General features: G+C 71.2%; 15 protein-coding genes and 1 tRNA gene. 5 read left to right on the top strand and 11 right to left on the bottom strand.

The features are described from left to right. From ACFVFQ_RS08860 to ACFVFQ_RS08845, 4 genes are all read left to right on the top strand, one after another. Window positions 1-381 (top strand): hypothetical protein, encoded by a 381-nt coding sequence (locus ACFVFQ_RS08860; protein WP_383411134.1) that lies wholly within the window; start codon window positions 1-3, stop codon window positions 379-381. 110 nt (window positions 382-491) lie between these two features. Then, a complete protein-coding gene (locus tag ACFVFQ_RS08855) occupies window positions 492-2474 on the top strand; it encodes a DUF3987 domain-containing protein (RefSeq protein WP_383411131.1) in 1983 nt (660 codons plus the stop codon). Between the two features lie 352 nt (window positions 2475-2826). Further along, complete coding sequence (locus ACFVFQ_RS08850) at window positions 2827-3030, top strand: helix-turn-helix transcriptional regulator (protein WP_383411128.1); 204 nt, start codon at window positions 2827-2829, stop codon at window positions 3028-3030. Next, window positions 3027-4391 (top strand): tyrosine-type recombinase/integrase, encoded by a 1365-nt coding sequence (locus tag ACFVFQ_RS08845; protein ID WP_383411125.1) that lies wholly within the window; start codon window positions 3027-3029, stop codon window positions 4389-4391. Before ACFVFQ_RS08850 ends, ACFVFQ_RS08845 begins: the two co-directional genes overlap by 4 nt. Before the next feature lie 155 nt (window positions 4392-4546). Here ACFVFQ_RS08845 and ACFVFQ_RS08840 read toward each other — a convergent pair. Then, window positions 4547-4628, bottom strand: a tRNA-Tyr gene (locus tag ACFVFQ_RS08840). Window positions 4629-4818: 190 nt separating this feature from the next. On the opposite strand from ACFVFQ_RS08840, the gene ACFVFQ_RS08835 reads away from it, so the two are divergent. Then, window positions 4819-5307 carry a YajQ family cyclic di-GMP-binding protein gene (locus tag ACFVFQ_RS08835; protein ID WP_383411122.1) on the top strand — a complete coding sequence of 163 codons (489 nt, stop codon included), beginning with the start codon at window positions 4819-4821 and terminating at the stop codon, window positions 5305-5307. A 167-nt stretch (window positions 5308-5474) separates the two neighbouring features. Here ACFVFQ_RS08835 and ACFVFQ_RS08830 read toward each other — a convergent pair whose 3' ends face one another. The 10 genes from ACFVFQ_RS08830 to ACFVFQ_RS08785 all read right to left on the bottom strand — a co-directional run bounded on the left by ACFVFQ_RS08830 (window position 5475) and on the right by ACFVFQ_RS08785 (window position 14943). Then, the gene (locus ACFVFQ_RS08830) at window positions 5475-6107 is read right to left on the bottom strand and encodes a hypothetical protein (RefSeq protein ID WP_383411119.1); all 633 of its coding nucleotides are present in this window, start codon (window positions 6105-6107) and stop codon (window positions 5475-5477) included. A gap of 119 nt (window positions 6108-6226) precedes the next feature. Further along, a complete protein-coding gene (locus ACFVFQ_RS08825; protein WP_383411116.1) occupies window positions 6227-6544 on the bottom strand; it encodes a YccF domain-containing protein in 318 nt (105 codons plus the stop codon). An 84-nt stretch (window positions 6545-6628) separates the two neighbouring features. Beyond that, window positions 6629-7021 (bottom strand): YccF domain-containing protein, encoded by a 393-nt coding sequence (locus tag ACFVFQ_RS08820; protein ID WP_383411113.1) that lies wholly within the window; start codon window positions 7019-7021, stop codon window positions 6629-6631. Window positions 7022-7140: 119 nt separating this feature from the next. After that, window positions 7141-8010 carry a zinc metalloprotease HtpX gene (gene htpX / locus ACFVFQ_RS08815; protein WP_383411110.1) on the bottom strand — a complete coding sequence of 290 codons (870 nt, stop codon included), beginning with the start codon at window positions 8008-8010 and terminating at the stop codon, window positions 7141-7143. 218 nt (window positions 8011-8228) lie between these two features. Further along, window positions 8229-9752 carry an NADH-quinone oxidoreductase subunit N gene (locus ACFVFQ_RS08810; RefSeq protein WP_383411108.1) on the bottom strand — a complete coding sequence of 508 codons (1524 nt, stop codon included), beginning with the start codon at window positions 9750-9752 and terminating at the stop codon, window positions 8229-8231. Beyond that, entirely contained in the window at window positions 9752-11341 is a 1590-nt protein-coding gene (locus tag ACFVFQ_RS08805; RefSeq protein WP_383411524.1) for a NuoM family protein, read from the bottom strand. The genes ACFVFQ_RS08810 and ACFVFQ_RS08805 overlap by 1 nt, the downstream gene beginning before the upstream one ends. 17 nt (window positions 11342-11358) lie before the next feature. After that, on the bottom strand, window positions 11359-13395 hold the full coding sequence (locus tag ACFVFQ_RS08800) for an NADH-quinone oxidoreductase subunit L (protein WP_383411105.1): 2037 nt from the start codon (window positions 13393-13395) through the stop codon (window positions 11359-11361). Continuing rightward, window positions 13392-13766, bottom strand: a complete 375-nt coding sequence (gene nuoK / locus ACFVFQ_RS08795; protein ID WP_383411102.1) for an NADH-quinone oxidoreductase subunit NuoK — start codon at window positions 13764-13766, stop codon at window positions 13392-13394. Before nuoK ends, ACFVFQ_RS08800 begins: the two co-directional genes overlap by 4 nt. Continuing rightward, window positions 13766-14356: an NADH-quinone oxidoreductase subunit J gene (locus tag ACFVFQ_RS08790; RefSeq protein ID WP_383411100.1), complete on the bottom strand. Its 591-nt coding sequence runs from the start codon at window positions 14354-14356 to the stop codon at window positions 13766-13768. Before ACFVFQ_RS08790 ends, nuoK begins: the two co-directional genes overlap by 1 nt. Continuing rightward, complete coding sequence (locus ACFVFQ_RS08785) at window positions 14353-14943, bottom strand: NuoI/complex I 23 kDa subunit family protein (RefSeq protein WP_383411097.1); 591 nt, start codon at window positions 14941-14943, stop codon at window positions 14353-14355. The genes ACFVFQ_RS08790 and ACFVFQ_RS08785 overlap by 4 nt, the downstream gene beginning before the upstream one ends. Window positions 14944-14945: the final 2 nt, after the last annotated feature.

Below are 14945 nucleotides of genomic sequence, written 5' to 3'. Positions count from 1 at the left end.
ATGGCCATCGCCCGCAGGCCGGAAGGCAACGCGAATACCGTCGCCGAGGCGGTCCGCAAGTACAACCACGCCACCGTGCCCACCCCGCGCTCCCGCACGGGCAGCCTCCACTACCCCGGGCAGGCGTACTCCAGCGTCGCCGCCTTCAAGCAGATGGCGCAGATGCTGCCGCAAGCCTTCGACCAGACCAGCGGATTTCTCACCCGCCTCCACCACGACGGCCACCTCACCGCCGACCACGGAACCGTCGAGGACCACGTCTTCGACGCCCGCCAGGCACTGACCGAAGCCGCGCACTGCGCGGACATGCTCGCCGAAGCCCTCAACCGCGCCCACAACGCGGTAGCCCCCCTCGGCTACAGCGGACCGATCGACGAGTAGATACGCCCGGGGCGGTCGCCTGTCACCACAACACCGCGACCGCCCCGGCCGGTATCCCGCCTTTCAGCTGGACACCGGTCCCGTCCCTTCGACGAACAGGAGACTCAAGCATGACAGCTCCACACGCGTACGAACAGCACGCCACCATGCTGCCCGAACGCGGCCACGACGCCGGCGACTTCACGCGCATGCCGCCCAACGACCTGGACGCCGAACAGGCCGTCGTCGGCGCCCTCATGCTCTCCCCGGACGTCATCGCCGAGGTCAACGCCACCATGGACCCCGCCGACCACTACCGCCCGGCCCACGAGACCATCCACCGCGCCATCCTCCACCTCCACGCCCAAGGCCAGCGCGCGGACCCCATCACCGTCGGGCACCACCTCGAACAGGCCGGCGACCTCAACCGCGTCGGCGGACGCAGCTACCTGACTACCGTCGTCAGGGCCGTCCCCACCACCGCCAACGCCGGGTACTACGCCGAGATCGTGCACGACCTCGCCCGGCGCCGGGCCAGCATCGAAGCCGGCACCCGCATCATCCAAGCCGGCCTCTCTCCGACCACCACCGTCGAGCAGCTGCGGGCCGAGCTGGCCGCGGGCACCGAGACCCTGCCCGCCACGTGGGGCGAGCCGATCCCCCTCAACCAACAGCCCACGCTCCCCGCCTTCCCTACCTGGGTCATGCCCACCTGGCTGCGGGAGTTCGTCGACGCCGTCGCCGAGGAGACCCAGACCCCCGCCGACCTCGCCGCGACACTGGCGCTGGCGGTCCTGGCCACGGCCGCCGGCGGGCGCGTCATCGTCCAGCTCCGCGGACGCTGGCGCGAGCCCACCAACCTGTTCACCGTCGTCGCCCTACCCCCGGGCAACCGCAAGTCCGCCGTGTTCTCCGCCATGACGGGCCCGCTGCGGGCCGCCGAGAAGCTGCTCGCCTCCGAGGCCGCCGGCCGCATCGCCGAAGCCGAGGTCACCGCCAAGATGGCCCGGGAAGCCGCCGACAAGGCCGCCGCCCAAGCCGCCAAGGCCGAAGGCCCCGAACGCGACGGCCTGACCGCCGAAGCCATCGCCCTGGCCCAAGCCGCCGAAAGCCTCAATATCCCCGTCGCCCCACGCCTGTTGGCCGACGACTCCACCCCGGAAGTCGTCACCACCTTGATGAGCGAACAGGGCGGCCGACTGGCGGTCATGAGTGCGGAGGGCGGCATCTTCGACATCATCGCCGGCCGCTACTCCGGCACCCCCAACATGGAGGTCTTCCTCAAAGGCCACGCCGGCGACTGGCTGCGCGTTGACCGCCGCTCCCGCGCCGAGAACATCGAAGCCCCCGCCCTGACCATGGGCCTGGCCGTCCAGCCCGACGTCCTCAAGGACATCGGCCACAACCGCGGCTTCGACGGCCGCGGCCTGCTGGCCCGCTTCCTGTACTCGCTGCCCGAATCACTGGTCGGCTACCGCAAATCCGACCCCGCCCCTGTCCCCGACCACGTCGCCGAACGCTACGAGCGCACCATCACCACGCTCACCCTCGCGCTGGCCGAGTGGACCGACCCCGCCATCCTCCGCCTCACCCCCGAAGCCGACACGGCCCTGACCGGCTACAACGAGCGCATCGAACCCCAACTGCGGGCCCGCGGCGGGCGGCTGGGCCACATCACCAAGTGGGCTAGCAAGCTGGTTGGAGCCACCGCCCGCATCGCCGGCCTCCTCCACCTCGCCCAGCACCTCGAAGACGGCTACACCCGCCCCATCACCGGCGACACCATGGACGCCGCCATCGAGATCGGCGACTACTTCGCCACCCACGCCCTGACCGTCTTCGATCTCATGGGCGCCGACACCACCCTCACCCGGGCCCGCAGTCTCCTGGCCGTCCTGGAGGACAACGCCTGGGAGACCGTCAGCCGACGCGACCTGTTCGCCAAGCTCTCCCGCACCGAATTCCCCTCCGTCAGCGACCTGGAGCCCGTCGCCGCCCTGCTGGAGGAACACGGCTACCTCCGCATCGACACCCCACCCCGCACCGGCAAACGCGGCCGACCCCCGGCCCCCCGCTACCACCTCCACCCCCAACTCCGGGAGGCCAAAGCATGACCGGCTCCGCCCACGCCCCTGCGGGGCCCCCGCCGCAAAAACCGCAGAATCCGCAGAAATACCGCCCCACCCCGGCCCACCAGCGACAACGGCCGACCGGCCCGCCAGCCGCAAAAATCCGCGAAAGTTCCGCAGAAATCACCCCCGCCGCTCAGCCGCACCAGCCGCCGGCCCCGGCCACCACCCCCGCCGCTGATTTTTGCGGAGATTCCCGCGATTTTTGCGGCAGCCACCCCCACACCCCCATCGCCGCAGCTCACACCGCCTATCCGCGTATTTCTGCGGATTCTGCGGTTTTTGCGACGGCCCCCCTGTCCCCGTCCATCCCTGCGCCCGGAGAGGAGCGTCACGCATGACCCCGCCGCGCAAGCGCACGGTCGCCGACGAATGGCTTCCGTTGAGCGCCGCTCTCGAAGAGATAGGCATCAGCCGCGCCACCTGGTACCGCTGGCGTGACCGCGGATACGCGCCGGAGACGCGCCGTACGCCCAGCGGTCGCTTGCGAGTCCGTCGCAGCGTCCTCGACGCCTTCCTGGAAGAGATGGAGGTCGCATGACGGAGTGGAGCTACACCGTGCGGATCTGGGCCATCCGCAAACGCGACTACCGAAAGCCCTACCAACTCCGCTGGAAGGTGGGCACGCGCCCTCATTCGGAGTCCTTCCTGACCGTGGGCCTGGCGGAGAGCCGCCGGGCCCAGCTCATTACGGCAGCACGCGAAGGCGAACCGTTCGACGTGGAGAGCGGACTGCCAAAGTCGCTGGTCGCTAAGGAACGGGACATCTCGTGGTACGAGCACGCCCGCCAGTACATCGAGATGAAGTGGGACCACTCCCCCGCCGGCACCCGGCGGACGTTGGCCGAGGCCATGGCCACCGTCTCGCCAGCCCTGGTGAAGGACACCAAGGGGATGGCCGACCCGCGGGCCGTACGCACCGCCCTCTACAGCTGGGGATTCAACAAGAACCGCTGGAAGGAAGAGCCGCCGGCCGACGTTGCCAAGATTCTCGACTGGTTCGAGCGAAAGTCGATACCGACTTCCGCCCTGGCGGACCGGATGCGCGTTCGGGCCGCGCTGACCGCACTGACGAAGAAGCTCGACGGCAAAACGGCGGCAGCAGGAACAATCCGCAGAAAGCGGGCAATCTTTCACAACTCGCTCGCCTACGCGGTGGACGCTGGACTTCTGACGGACAACCCTCTACCCCAGGTCCAATGGAAAGCGCCCGAACAAGTGGAAGAGGAAGTGGACCCGGCATGCGTGCCAGACCCCGGGCAGGCGGCGAAGCTATTGGACGCCGTACGGGGCCAGAGCCCCCGCGGCCGACGGCTGGTGGCCTTCTTCGGCTGCATCTACTACGCCGGGGCCCGGCCGGCGGAAGTCATCGGCCTACGACACCGGGACTGTGAACTGCCGCGCCGTGGGTGGGGCGTGCTGCGCTTCCGAGAAACCCGGCCGCGATCCGGCACCGCATGGACGGATAGCGGTGAGGCCCACGACACGCGGGGACTGAAGCACCGGCCGCGGAAGGCCGTCCGCGAGGTCCCCATCCCCCCGGAGTTGGTCGCCCTGCTCCGCTGGCACGTCACCGCATACGGCACGGCCTCAGACGGCCGCTTGTTCCAGACGCAGCGTGGCGGACTGATCCAGGACACTGGGTACGGCGAAGTCTGGGCCGAAGCACGGACGCGCGCCCTGGCGCCCGCACAGCGGGAGTCCTCGCTGGCCAAACGACCATATGACCTACGTCACGCCGCGGTGTCCACCTGGCTCAGTTCAGGGGTGGAGCCGCAGCTGGTCGCAAAACGCGCGGGTCACAGCGTCGCCGTCCTCTTCCGGGTGTACGCCAAATTCCTCACTGACGGAGATGAAGCCGCGAACGCCAAGATTTCCACCCGCTTGGAGCAGCGCACCTAAGCGCATGTGGACGGCCGTCCACGGCCCGTCCACACGGTTCGAGATAAGGCGATCGAACGCGAGACAGCGTGAGACAGTGCGCTGATCGCCTGAGCACACGACAAAGGGCCCGTGACCTGCTTAAACAGCAGGTCACGGGCCCTTTGCTTTGGCTGTGGCGGCGCCAGGATTCGAACCTGGGAAGGCGAAGCCGGCAGATTTACAGTCTGCTCCCTTTGGCCGCTCGGGCACACCGCCGGGTTGTGTTGTTCGGGAGCCCCGCTGTGGGGCGGTGCTCCTTGGCAACGACGTAAACCATACCCGATGACAGGGGGTGCTTTGCCACTCGCTTCCCGAGCGCTGGATCTTGGCCGGGTGACTAGGCTTGGCGGGCGGCCCGGGAAGGGCCGCATCTCTGATGGATCTACGTACGAGGAGCCAACTCACGATGGCCGACTCCAGTTTCGACATCGTCTCGAAGGTCGAGCGGCAGGAGGTCGACAACGCCCTCAACCAGGCCGCCAAGGAGATCTCGCAGCGCTACGACTTCAAGGGCGTGGACGCGTCGATCCAGTGGTCGGGCGAGAAGATCGAGATGCGGGCCAACGCCGAGGAGCGCGTGAAGGCCGTGCTGGACATCTTCCAGTCCAAGCTGGTCAAGCGCGGGATCTCGCTGAAGGCCCTGGAAACCGGCGAGCCGCAGGCATCGGGCAAGGAGTACAAGATCTCCGCCTCGATGCAGGAGGGCATCTCGCAGGAGAACGCGAAGAAGGTCGCCAAGATCATCCGCGACGAGGGGCCGAAGGGCGTCAAGGCGCAGGTGCAGGGCGACGAGCTGCGGGTCACCTCCAAGAGCCGGGACGACCTCCAGACGGTGCAGCAGCTGCTGCGCGGCAAGGACCTGGACTTCGCGATCCAGTTCGTCAACTACCGCTGATCGCGCCCCCGGTGGGGGCGGGCGGTACGCAGTGAAGCCGATGGGGCGGCGCGACACGGGGACGCGCCGCCCCATCGGCGTTGCCGGGCACGGGAGTTGGACCGGGCTGCCGCGCAACGGCCGTGCGCCCGGCGGGCACAGGGCCCACCGGGTGCGCGGGGTGCGGCTTACGGGTGGTACTTCTCCTCGACCGTCTCGGCGGCGCCGGACTTGCGGTCCATGGTGACGCGGACGGTCACGCTGCTCGTCTTCGCGGCCTTCTCCAGTTGCTCCACGGTGCACTTGGAGGTGCCGTAGCCGTCCTTGCCGACGGTCACGCGGCCGTCGTCGACGGAGCAGATCGCGGCCGCGCCGAGGATCCGCGTGGCGTTGGCGACGAAGAACGCCTGGTCCATGCCGCCGTCCTCGGGCTTGACGATCAGCTTGCCGGGCGCGAGGTACTCCAGCTTGCCGACGAGGATGCGGTGGTTGCCCGCGTGGGCGACGCCGCCGCCGACGGGGGTGGAGCTGGCGCCGGTGTGGCCGCCGCCCCCGGAGGTCGCGCCCCGGGCGGCGGACGGCGCCGTCTTGCCGCCGTTCTGGCCCTGCGCACCGGAGTTGTCCGCGGCGGAGCCGTTCGCGGGCTGGTTCGAGGCGTGCTGCGCGTCGGACGGGGCTGGGGAGCCGGCCGGGGCCGCCGCCCCGGAGTCCGGCCCGCAGGCCGTGGCCCCCAGACCGAGCGCCGCGGCGGCGACGAGGGCGGCGGCCAGGCGGCGGCCGGCGCGGCCGCGGAAGCGGTGGGTGGCGGTGGCGGTGTTCATCGGGTCTCCCGTTGCGGTTGCTCTCGTCTCGTTCCCGGACGGCAATCAGCTTCGAGGACGGGGCTGGCGTTCCACTAACGGGTGGCTAATGCCATGACCGCGGCGCCGCCGGCCGACGGTCAACGGGTGGCGAACGGCTGGTCCGTGGGGACGATTTCGCGGCCCAACGGGAGCAGCGAGAGCGGGACCATCTTGAAGTTGGCGATGCCGAACGGGATGCCGATGATCGTCACGCACAGGGCGATGCCGGTGACGATGTGGCCGAGCGCCAGCCACCAGCCGGCGAAGATGACCCAGATGACGTTGCCGATCACCGAACCGGCGCCGGCGTCGCGCCGCTCGACGGTCGTCCGGCCGAACGGCCACAGGGCATAGCCGGCGATACGGAAGCTGGCGATGCCGAACGGGATCGCTGCCGGATGAGCAGGATCACGCAACAAGGCCGATCCGGTTCTGCCTCACTGTCTGACCAGCGGCTTTGCTAGCCAGGGCGGGTGCTCCGAGCACCCGCCCTTTGCCGTTCAGCGAGTCGCGAAGGGCTGATCCGTGGGCACGATCTCGCGCCCGAGCGGCAGCAGGGAGATCGGGATCATCTTGAAATTGGCGATGCCGAACGGAATGCCAATGATCGTCACGCACAGCGCGATCCCGGTGGCGATGTGCCCCAGGGCCAGCCACCACCCCGCGAAGATGATCCAGATGACGTTGCCGATCACCGAACCGGCGCCGGCGTCGCGGCGCTCCACGGTCGTCCGGCCGAACGGCCACAGGGCGTAACCGGCCATCCGAAAAGACGCAATACCAAATGGAATCGTAATAATCAGGACACAGCAGATGATTCCGGCGAGGGCGTAGCCGAGCGCCATCCAGAATCCGCTGAGGATCAACCAGACAACGTTGAGGATGAACTTCATGATCGGCAGCCTTCCACGGGCGGGGGGGGTGAGTGGTTCCGCCGTCCAAGACGCGAGCGACCTGGTGGAACGTTGCATCGCCGGGGCGCCGGTCCCCGAAGGGGTGACCTGGGGTGCCGTCAGGGGCGGTGGTAGCCGGCCATCTGTTCCAGGCGGGCGATGCGCTCGGGCATCGGCGGGTGGGTGGAGAAGAGGCGGGTCAGGCCCTCTCCGGGGCGGAACGGGTTGGCGATCATCATGTGGCTGGCGGTCTCCAGGCGGGGCTCGGGGGGCAGCGGGAGCTGCTGGGTGCCGCGCTCCAGCTTGCGGAGCGCGGAGGCCAAGGCGAGCGGGTCGCCGGTGAGTTGGGCGCCGGAGGCGTCGGCCTGGTACTCGCGGGAGCGGCTGACGGCGAGCTGGATCAGCGAGGCCGCGATCGGGCCGAGGAGCATGATCAGCAACATCCCGATCAGGCCCGGGCCCTCGTCGTCATCGTCGGAGCGGCCCACCGGGATCAGCCAGGCGAAGTTGACCAGGAACATCACGACCGAGGCCAGCGCGCCGGCCACCGAGGAGATCAGGATGTCGCGGTTGTAGACGTGGCTGAGCTCGTGGCCGATGACGCCGCGCAGCTCGCGCTCGTCGAGTATCTGGAGGATGCCGTCGGTGCAACAGACCGCGGCGTTACGGGGGTTGCGGCCGGTGGCGAAGGCGTTGGGCGCCTGGGTCGGGGAGATGTAGAGCCGGGGCATGGGTTGGCGGGCGGCGGTGGAGAGCTCGCGGACCATGCGGTAGAGCTGTGGCGCCTCGAACTCGCTGACCGGGCGGGCCCGCATCGCCCGCAGGGCCAGCTTGTCGCTGTTCCAGTACGCATAGGCGTTGGTGCCCACGGCGATCAGGACGGCGGCGATCAGGCCGGTGCGGCCGAAGAAGCTGCCGATGACGATGATGAGTGCGGACAGTCCCCCGAGGAGTACGGCGGTCCTGAGCCCGTTGTGCCGGCGGTGCACGGTACGCCCTCCAGGTGGTGCGGCAGGGGAACCCTTGGCTGCGTTTCTCCACTCTCCAGTGGACCCTTACTCACTGGTCAACGCGAGAGGGGCGGGCGGGGTTCCCCGGGCCGTGCCTGGTCAGGGGCGGGTGGGGGTGCCCTTAGGGGTGACCGGTCGCGACGGGCGGGCTCGCGCCGTCCTCGGGCGCCATGGCCCGCCCGAGGACGGTGCGGGGGCTAGAGGAGGGCGCCGGCGGCGAAGCGGAGGACGAGCTGGGGGGCGCCGGAGAGGGCGACGCCCAGCGCGGTCGCCAGGGCCAGGGCGGTGCCGAGGGCGGCCGGGATCCGGGCCGGGGGCTGCTCGGCCCTCCCGTCGGCCGGGGCCTGCGCCGGCCGGAAGAGGACCGCCGTCCACTGGAGGTAGTAGTACAGCGCGATCACGACGTTGACGGCCATGACGACGGCGAGCCAGCCCAGGCCGGCGTCGACGACCGAGGAGAAGACCGTCACCTTGGCGAACAGGCCGATGATGCCCGGGGGCAGGCCCGCCAGGCAGAGGAGGAAGAAGCCGAGGGCGAGCGCCACCAGGGGGCGGCGGTGGTAGAGGCCCCGGTAGTCGGCGAGGCGGTTGGCGGGGCTGGTGCGGGCCACCAGGGCGACGACGGCGAACGCCCCGAGGTTCACCGCGGCGTACATCAGGGCGTAGGCGACGGTGGCGCCGATGGCGTGCGCGGGGTCGTGGGCGTAGCCGGCGGCGGCGATCGGGACCAGCAGGTAGCCGGCCTGCCCGACGGAGGACCAGGCCAGGAGGCGGACGGCGCTGTGGGCGCGGGTCGGGTCCTGGCGGAGCGCCGCGGCGTTGCCGACGGTCATGGTGAGCGCGGCGAGCACCGCCAGCGCCGGGCCCCAGACGCCCGCGTACGAGGGGAAACCCTGGACGGTGACGAGGATCAGACCGGAGAAGCCGACGGCCTTGCCGACCACGGAGAGGTACGCGGCGATCGGCAGTGGGGCGCCGACGTAGGTGTCGGGCACCCAGAAGTGGAAGGGGGCGGCGGCGGTCTTGAAGGCGAAGCCGACCAGGGTGAGCGCGACGCCGGCGCTGGCCAGGGTGGCCAGTCGCGGGTCCGGGAGGGCGGAAAGGGCGTGCGCCACCCGGGACAGGTGCAGGCTCCCGGTGGCCGCGTAGACGAAGCTCACGCCGAGGAGCATCACGGCGGTGGCGGCCACCGAGGAGAGGAAGAACTTCAGCGCCGCCTCGGAGGAGAGCCGGTCGCCGCGACGCAGCCCGACCAGGGCGAACGCCGGCAGCGAGGCGACCTCCAGGGCGATGACCAGGGTGGCCAGGTCCCGGGCGGCGGGCAGCAGGGCGGCGCCGGCGGCCGAGGAGAGCAGCAGGAACCAGTACTCCCCCGCGGGCAGGTCGTGGTCCTTGAGGGTGTCGATGGACAGCAGGGCGGTCAGCAGCGCGCCGCCGAGCACCAGGAACTGGATGATCAGGGTGAAGTGGTCGGCGACGTAGCTGCACGCCTCGGGGCGGCCGGTGAGGCAGAAGGTGCGGCGGTGGCCGTCCAGGAGGGGCAGCAGCAGGAGCGCGGCGGCAACCAGGCCGGCGGTCGCGCACCAGCCCAACAGGGGCTTGCGGGCGGCCGGCAGGAAGAGGTCGGCGACCAGCACCACCAGGGCGACGGCCGCGGTCAGGGTGGGCGGCGCGATGGCGAGCCAGTCGACGGACTGGACCAACGAGGTGGCCTGACTCATCACTTACCGCCTCCGAGGAGCTGCTGGACGGCCGGGTTCGTGAGGCCGAGGAGGGCCGCGGGCCACAGTCCGGCGAGGACGGTGAGGGCGGCGAGGGGGCCCCAGGCCGCGTACTCGTAGCGGGCGAGGTCGGGGATGGCGGGGGCGGTGGCCGGCCCGCCGGTCTCGCCGGGGGCAATCGCGGCCTTGAGGGTGCCGCCCATGCAGACCCGGCGGACGACCAGCAGCAGGTACGCGGCGGTCAGCAGGGTGCCGAGGCCGGCCAGGGCCATGAACGTGAGGAAGGCGGGGCGGCTGAGGCCGGCGGCCGGGTGGTAGGCGCCGAACATCGCCAGCATCTCGCCCCAGAAGCCGGCAAGGCCCGGCAGGCCCAGGGAGGCGACGGCGGCGAAGGCGAGCAGTCCGCCGAAGCGGGGGGCGCGGCCGTAGAGGGCGGCACCGGTGGTGCCGGAGAGGGCGTCGAGGTCGGTGGTGCCGGTGCGGTCCTTGAGGGCGCCGACCAGGAAGAAGAGCAGGCCGGTGATCAGGCCGTGCGCGATGTTGGCGAACAGCGCGCCGTTGATGCCGGTGGGGGTCATGGTGGCGATGCCGAGCAGGACGAAGCCCATGTGGCCGACGGAGCTGTAGGCGATCAGGCGCTTGAGGTCTCCGCCGGCGCCGCTGCGTACGAGGGCGAGGCAGGCCAGCGAGCCGTAGACGATGCCGACGGCGGCCAGCGCGGCGAGGTAGGGCGCGAGGGTGTGCAGGCCGTCGGGGGTGATCGGCAGCGCGATCCGGACGAAGCCGTAGGTGCCCATCTTCAGCAGGACGCCGGCCAGCAGGACCGAGCCGGCGGTGGGGGCCGCGGTGTGGGCGTCCGGCAGCCAGCTGTGCAGCGGCCACATCGGGGACTTGACGGCCAGTCCGAGGCCGACGGCGAGCACGGCGACGAGCTGAACCGTGTGGCTGAGCTGGGCTTTCGGGCCGTTGTCAGTGGCGAGTGCGACCATGTCGAACGTGCCGGATTTCAGCCCGATGAGGAGGAGGCCGAGCAGCATCACGACGGAGCCGAGCAGGGTGTAGAGGATGAACTTCCACGCCGCCGCCTGCCTTCCGGCGCCGCCCCAGCGGGCGATGAGGAAGTACATCGGGATGAGGACCATCTCGAAGGCGAGGAAGAACAGCACCAGGTCCAGCACCGCGAAGGTCGCGAGGGTGCCGGACTCCAGGACGAGGAGCAGCGCCACAAATGCCTTGGGGGACGGGCCCGTTGGCATCTTGAAGTAGCTGTAGAGGGCGCAGAGGAAGGTCAGCAGCGCACTCAGGACGAGGAGGGGGAGCGAGATGCCGTCGATGCCGAGGTGGACGCGGATGCCGAGCGCCGGGATCCAGCTGAGGTCGGTGGTGGCCTGCATACGCGCCGGGTGACCGCGGTCGAAGCCGACGGCCAGCGCGAGGGTCGCGGCGAGCACCACGCCGGTGACGGTCACGCCGTGGCGCAGCACGGCCTGGTCGGGGTTCCTCCCCTTCAGGCCGGGCGGGGCCGGCAGCAGGGCGGCGAGCGCGCCGAGCAGCGGGAGGACGACGGAGCCCGCGAGGAGGATCTGCATGGCGGTGTGGTTCACGGTCAGGCTCCCGTGCCCGTAGCGACGAGGACGGCGGCGATGGCCAGGACGAGCGCGCCGGCCAGCAGCGCCCCGAGGTAGGTCTGCACGTTCCCGGTCTGGGCGCGGCGGACCGCGGCGCCCAGCCAGCGGGGGGCGGTGCCGGCGCCGGCGACGTAGGTGTCGACGACCGCGCGGTCCAGGAAGCGGACCAGGGTCGCGGCCGCCCGGGTGGGCCGGACGAACAGCGCGGAGTAGACCGCGTCGAGGTGGAAGCCGGCGGCGGCGTGGCGGTGCAGCGGGCCGAGGAGGAGCCGGCCGGGGTCGGCCGGGTCCGCGGCGCTGGCGGCGTCGCCGTAGGCCGGGGGGTGACTGACGATGGCCAGCTCCTCGGCGAGGGCGGGGGCGGCGTCGTCGGCCAGCGCGACGGCCCCGACGGGGGTGCGGGCGGCGAGGGCACTGGTATGACGCCAGGCGGCGTAGGTCATCAGGCCGCCGATGAGGGCCACGCCGGTGCCGAGGACGGCGGTGGTGGTGGTCGGGGCGAGCGAGCGCCCGTCGAACCAGGCGGGCAGGAGGGGGGCGGCCAGTCCGAGGCCGACGGTGGGGACGAAGAGCACCCACAGGACGCCGGTCATGGCGCGCGGCTGCGGGGATGGGGTCTCCCCTGCTCGAACGGAGTTGAGAGCTTGGGGACGATCGGGGACCTCGGGGCCGGTGCCGTGGAAGGTCATCAGCCAGAGTCGGGTGGCGTAGGCGGCGGTGAGGAGGGCGGTGAGCAGACCGGAGAGCAGCACGGTCCAGCCGGCGGCGCCGGGGATGCCGGCCGCGTGGCCGGTGGCGGCGTGCTCGGCGGCGCCCAGCACGGCCTCCTTGGAGAAGAAGCCGGCGAACGGCGGGATCGCGGCGAGGGCGAGCAGGGCGACGCCCAGCGTCCAGGCGGCGTCCGGGATGCGGCGGGCCAGGCCGCTCATCCGGGACATCGCGGAGAGCGAGTTGGTGCCCGCGGCGTGGATGACCACGCCCGCGCCGAGGAAGAGGAGGGCCTTGAACGCACCGTGCGACAGCAGGTGGAAGACGGCGGCACCGCGGTCGCCGACGGCCAGCGCGCCGGTCATGTAGCCGAGTTGGCCGACGGTCGAGTAGGCCAGCACGCGTTTGATGTCGTCCTGGGCGAGCGCGGCCAGGGCGGAGCCGACCATGGTCACCGCGGCCAGGGCGGCGAGCACGATCAGCGCCGCCGCGGAGGCGGCGAAGACCGGGAGGAGGCGGGCGACGACGTAGACGCCGGCGGCGACCATCGTCGCGGCGTGGATGAGCGCGGAGACCGGCGTCGGGCCGGCCATCGCGTCCGGGAGCCAGGTGTGCAGCGGGAACTGCGCCGACTTGCCCGCGACGCCGGCCAGCAGCAGCAGCGCGATCAGCGTCGGGTGGTGCAGGCCGTCGCGGGCGATGTGACCGAGGATGCCGGTGATCCGGAAGGTCCCGGTGTCGGCGGCGAGCGCGAAGATGCCGAAGAGGAACGGCACGTCGCCGAGCTTGGTGACGAGGAACGCCTTGAGGGAGGCGGTGCGGGCGGCCTCGGTCTCCCAGTAGTGGCCGACGAGGAAGTACGAGCAGATGCCCATGATTTCCCAGCCGACCAGCAGCACCATCAGGTCGCCGGTGTAGACGACCAGCAGCATCGCGGAGGTGAAGAGCGAGACCAGCGCGGCGTAGGAGGAATAGCGCGGATCGTCGCGCAGATAGGCCGTGGAGTAGATCTGCACACAGGTCGCCACCACGCCGACGAGGACGGCGATCAGGGCGGCGAAGCCGTCGATGTGCAGCGCCAGGTCGATGGGGAGCGAGCCGGTCGGGGTGAGCCGGGTGGCGACGTCGGTGGCCGGGCCGCCGCCCTGGCCGACGGCGACGGCGACGGTCCCGGCCGCCGCGGCGAGCGTCGGCAGCACCGCCAGCGGGCGGACGAAGCCGGGCGAGCGCCGCCCCGTGAGGAGGCCGGCGACGGCCCCGAGGAAGGGCAGGAGGGGAACGAGTACGGCGGTGGTCGTGAGCGTCACGCGGTGGCCTCCGCCTTGGTGTCCGGCTGCTGCTGGTCGCCGCCGGCGGCGACCGGTCCGGTCGGCCGCTCGGCGAGGTCGCGGAGCCGGTCGATGTCGGAGCTGCCGCGGTTGCGGTAGACGAGCAGCACGATCGCCAGCCCGATGCCGATCTCGGCGGCGGCGACGGCGATGGTGAAGAGGGTGAGCGCCTGGCCGGCGTGCAGGGTGTCGCGGAGCCAGACGTCGAAGGCGACGAGGTTGAGGTTGACGGCGTTGAGCATCAGCTCGACGGACATCAGCACCAGGATCGCGTTGCGGCGCGCGAGCACGCCGTACAGGCCGGTGCAGAAGAGGAGGACGGCGAGGACCGCCGGGTACGCGAGGTGCATCAGTGCCGCCCCTCCCCCGCGGCGGGGGCCGAGGTCTCGGCGGCGCCCTTGGCACCGCCGCCCCGGCGGGACAGCACGATCGCCCCGACGAGCGCGGCGAGCAGCAGGACGGAGAGCGCCTCGAAGGGCAGCACCCAGAAGCGGAACAGGCTGCGCCCGGAGACCTCGGAGGAGCCCTGGACGGCCCCGTCGAGGTCGATCCAGGTGGCGCGGAAGGCGTCGACGACGACCCAGACCAGGGCCGCGGCCGAGGCGCCGGCCACGGTGAGCGCGGCCCAGCGGTTGCCCGAATCGGCGTCCGGCGAGGGGCCGATGGGCGCCTTGGTGAGCATCAGCCCGAAGAGCAGCAGCACGACCACCGACCCGACGTAGATCAGCACCTGCACCCAGGCGATGAACTCGGCGGTGAGCAGGAGGTACTCCACGGCGATCCCGCCGAGGGCGACCACCAGCCACAGCGCGGCGTGCACCAGCTGCCGGGAGGTGACGGTGGTCAGCGCCGCGCCGAGGGTGGCGAGGCCGACGAGGACGAAGGCGATCTCGACGCCGGTGGGCGAGAGGAAGCCGTGGCTTGCGGCGGCGAGCGTCACGTTCCCTCCCCGTTGGTGGTGTCGGTGGCAGTGTCGGAAGGCTGCTGTTCCTGTGCGGCGGCGGCCTGTTGGGCGGCCAGCTTGTCCGCGGTCTTGCGGGCGGCGGCGATCTCCTTGGGCTCCTCGGCCGCCGGGTCCAGCGCGGGCGGCTCGGGCACCGTCCACATCCACTCGCGCAGCCTGTCGCGCTCGTGGGTGAGTTCGCGGATGTCGGTCTCGGCGTACTCGAACTCCGGCGACCAGAACAGCGCGTCGAAGGGGCAGACCTCGATGCAGATCCCGCAGTACATGCACAGCGCGAAGTCGATGGCGAAGCGGTCGAGCACGTTCCGGCTGCGCTCGCGGCCCCCGGGGGCGGCCGGCGGCACCGTCTCCTTGTGGGAGTCGATGTAGATGCACCAGTCGGGGCACTCGCGGGCGCACAGCATGCAGACCGTGCAGTTCTCCTCGAACAGCCCGATGACGCCGCGGGTGCGGGGCGCGAGGTCGGGCTGGACGTCCGGGTACTGCGCGGTGACGGACTTGCGCGTCATGGTGCGGAGCGTGACGGCCAGGCCCTTGGCGAGGCCGGATCCAGGGATGCCCATGA

Source organism: Streptomyces sp. NPDC057743, assembly GCF_042798755.1.
Lineage (GTDB): Bacteria > Actinomycetota > Actinomycetes > Streptomycetales > Streptomycetaceae > Streptomyces.
Note: the sequence above shows the minus strand (reverse complement) of the source record. Positions and strands in the feature narration are given on the sequence as shown.

What these genes read in the sequence shown, in the direction of transcription:
- ACFVFQ_RS08820 (WP_383411113.1), bottom strand. Translation starts at nt 7,021, where the DNA reads ATGAAGTTCATCCTCAACGTTGTCTGGTTGATCCTCAGCGGATTCTGG.
- ACFVFQ_RS08805 (WP_383411524.1), bottom strand. Translation starts at nt 11,341, where the DNA reads ATGCAGATCCTCCTCGCGGGCTCCGTCGTCCTCCCGCTGCTCGGCGCG.
- ACFVFQ_RS08830 (WP_383411119.1), bottom strand. Translation starts at nt 6,107, where the DNA reads ATGAACACCGCCACCGCCACCCACCGCTTCCGCGGCCGCGCCGGCCGC.
- ACFVFQ_RS08855 (WP_383411131.1), top strand. Translation starts at nt 492, where the DNA reads ATGACAGCTCCACACGCGTACGAACAGCACGCCACCATGCTGCCCGAA.
- ACFVFQ_RS08835 (WP_383411122.1), top strand. Translation starts at nt 4,819, where the DNA reads ATGGCCGACTCCAGTTTCGACATCGTCTCGAAGGTCGAGCGGCAGGAG.
- ACFVFQ_RS08785 (WP_383411097.1), bottom strand. Translation starts at nt 14,943, where the DNA reads ATGGGCATCCCTGGATCCGGCCTCGCCAAGGGCCTGGCCGTCACGCTC.
- ACFVFQ_RS08810 (WP_383411108.1), bottom strand. Translation starts at nt 9,752, where the DNA reads ATGAGTCAGGCCACCTCGTTGGTCCAGTCCGTCGACTGGCTCGCCATC.
- ACFVFQ_RS08845 (WP_383411125.1), top strand. Translation starts at nt 3,027, where the DNA reads ATGACGGAGTGGAGCTACACCGTGCGGATCTGGGCCATCCGCAAACGC.
- ACFVFQ_RS08850 (WP_383411128.1), top strand. Translation starts at nt 2,827, where the DNA reads ATGACCCCGCCGCGCAAGCGCACGGTCGCCGACGAATGGCTTCCGTTG.
- nuoK (WP_383411102.1), bottom strand. Translation starts at nt 13,766, where the DNA reads ATGCACCTCGCGTACCCGGCGGTCCTCGCCGTCCTCCTCTTCTGCACC.
- ACFVFQ_RS08860 (WP_383411134.1), top strand. Translation starts at nt 1, where the DNA reads ATGGCCATCGCCCGCAGGCCGGAAGGCAACGCGAATACCGTCGCCGAG.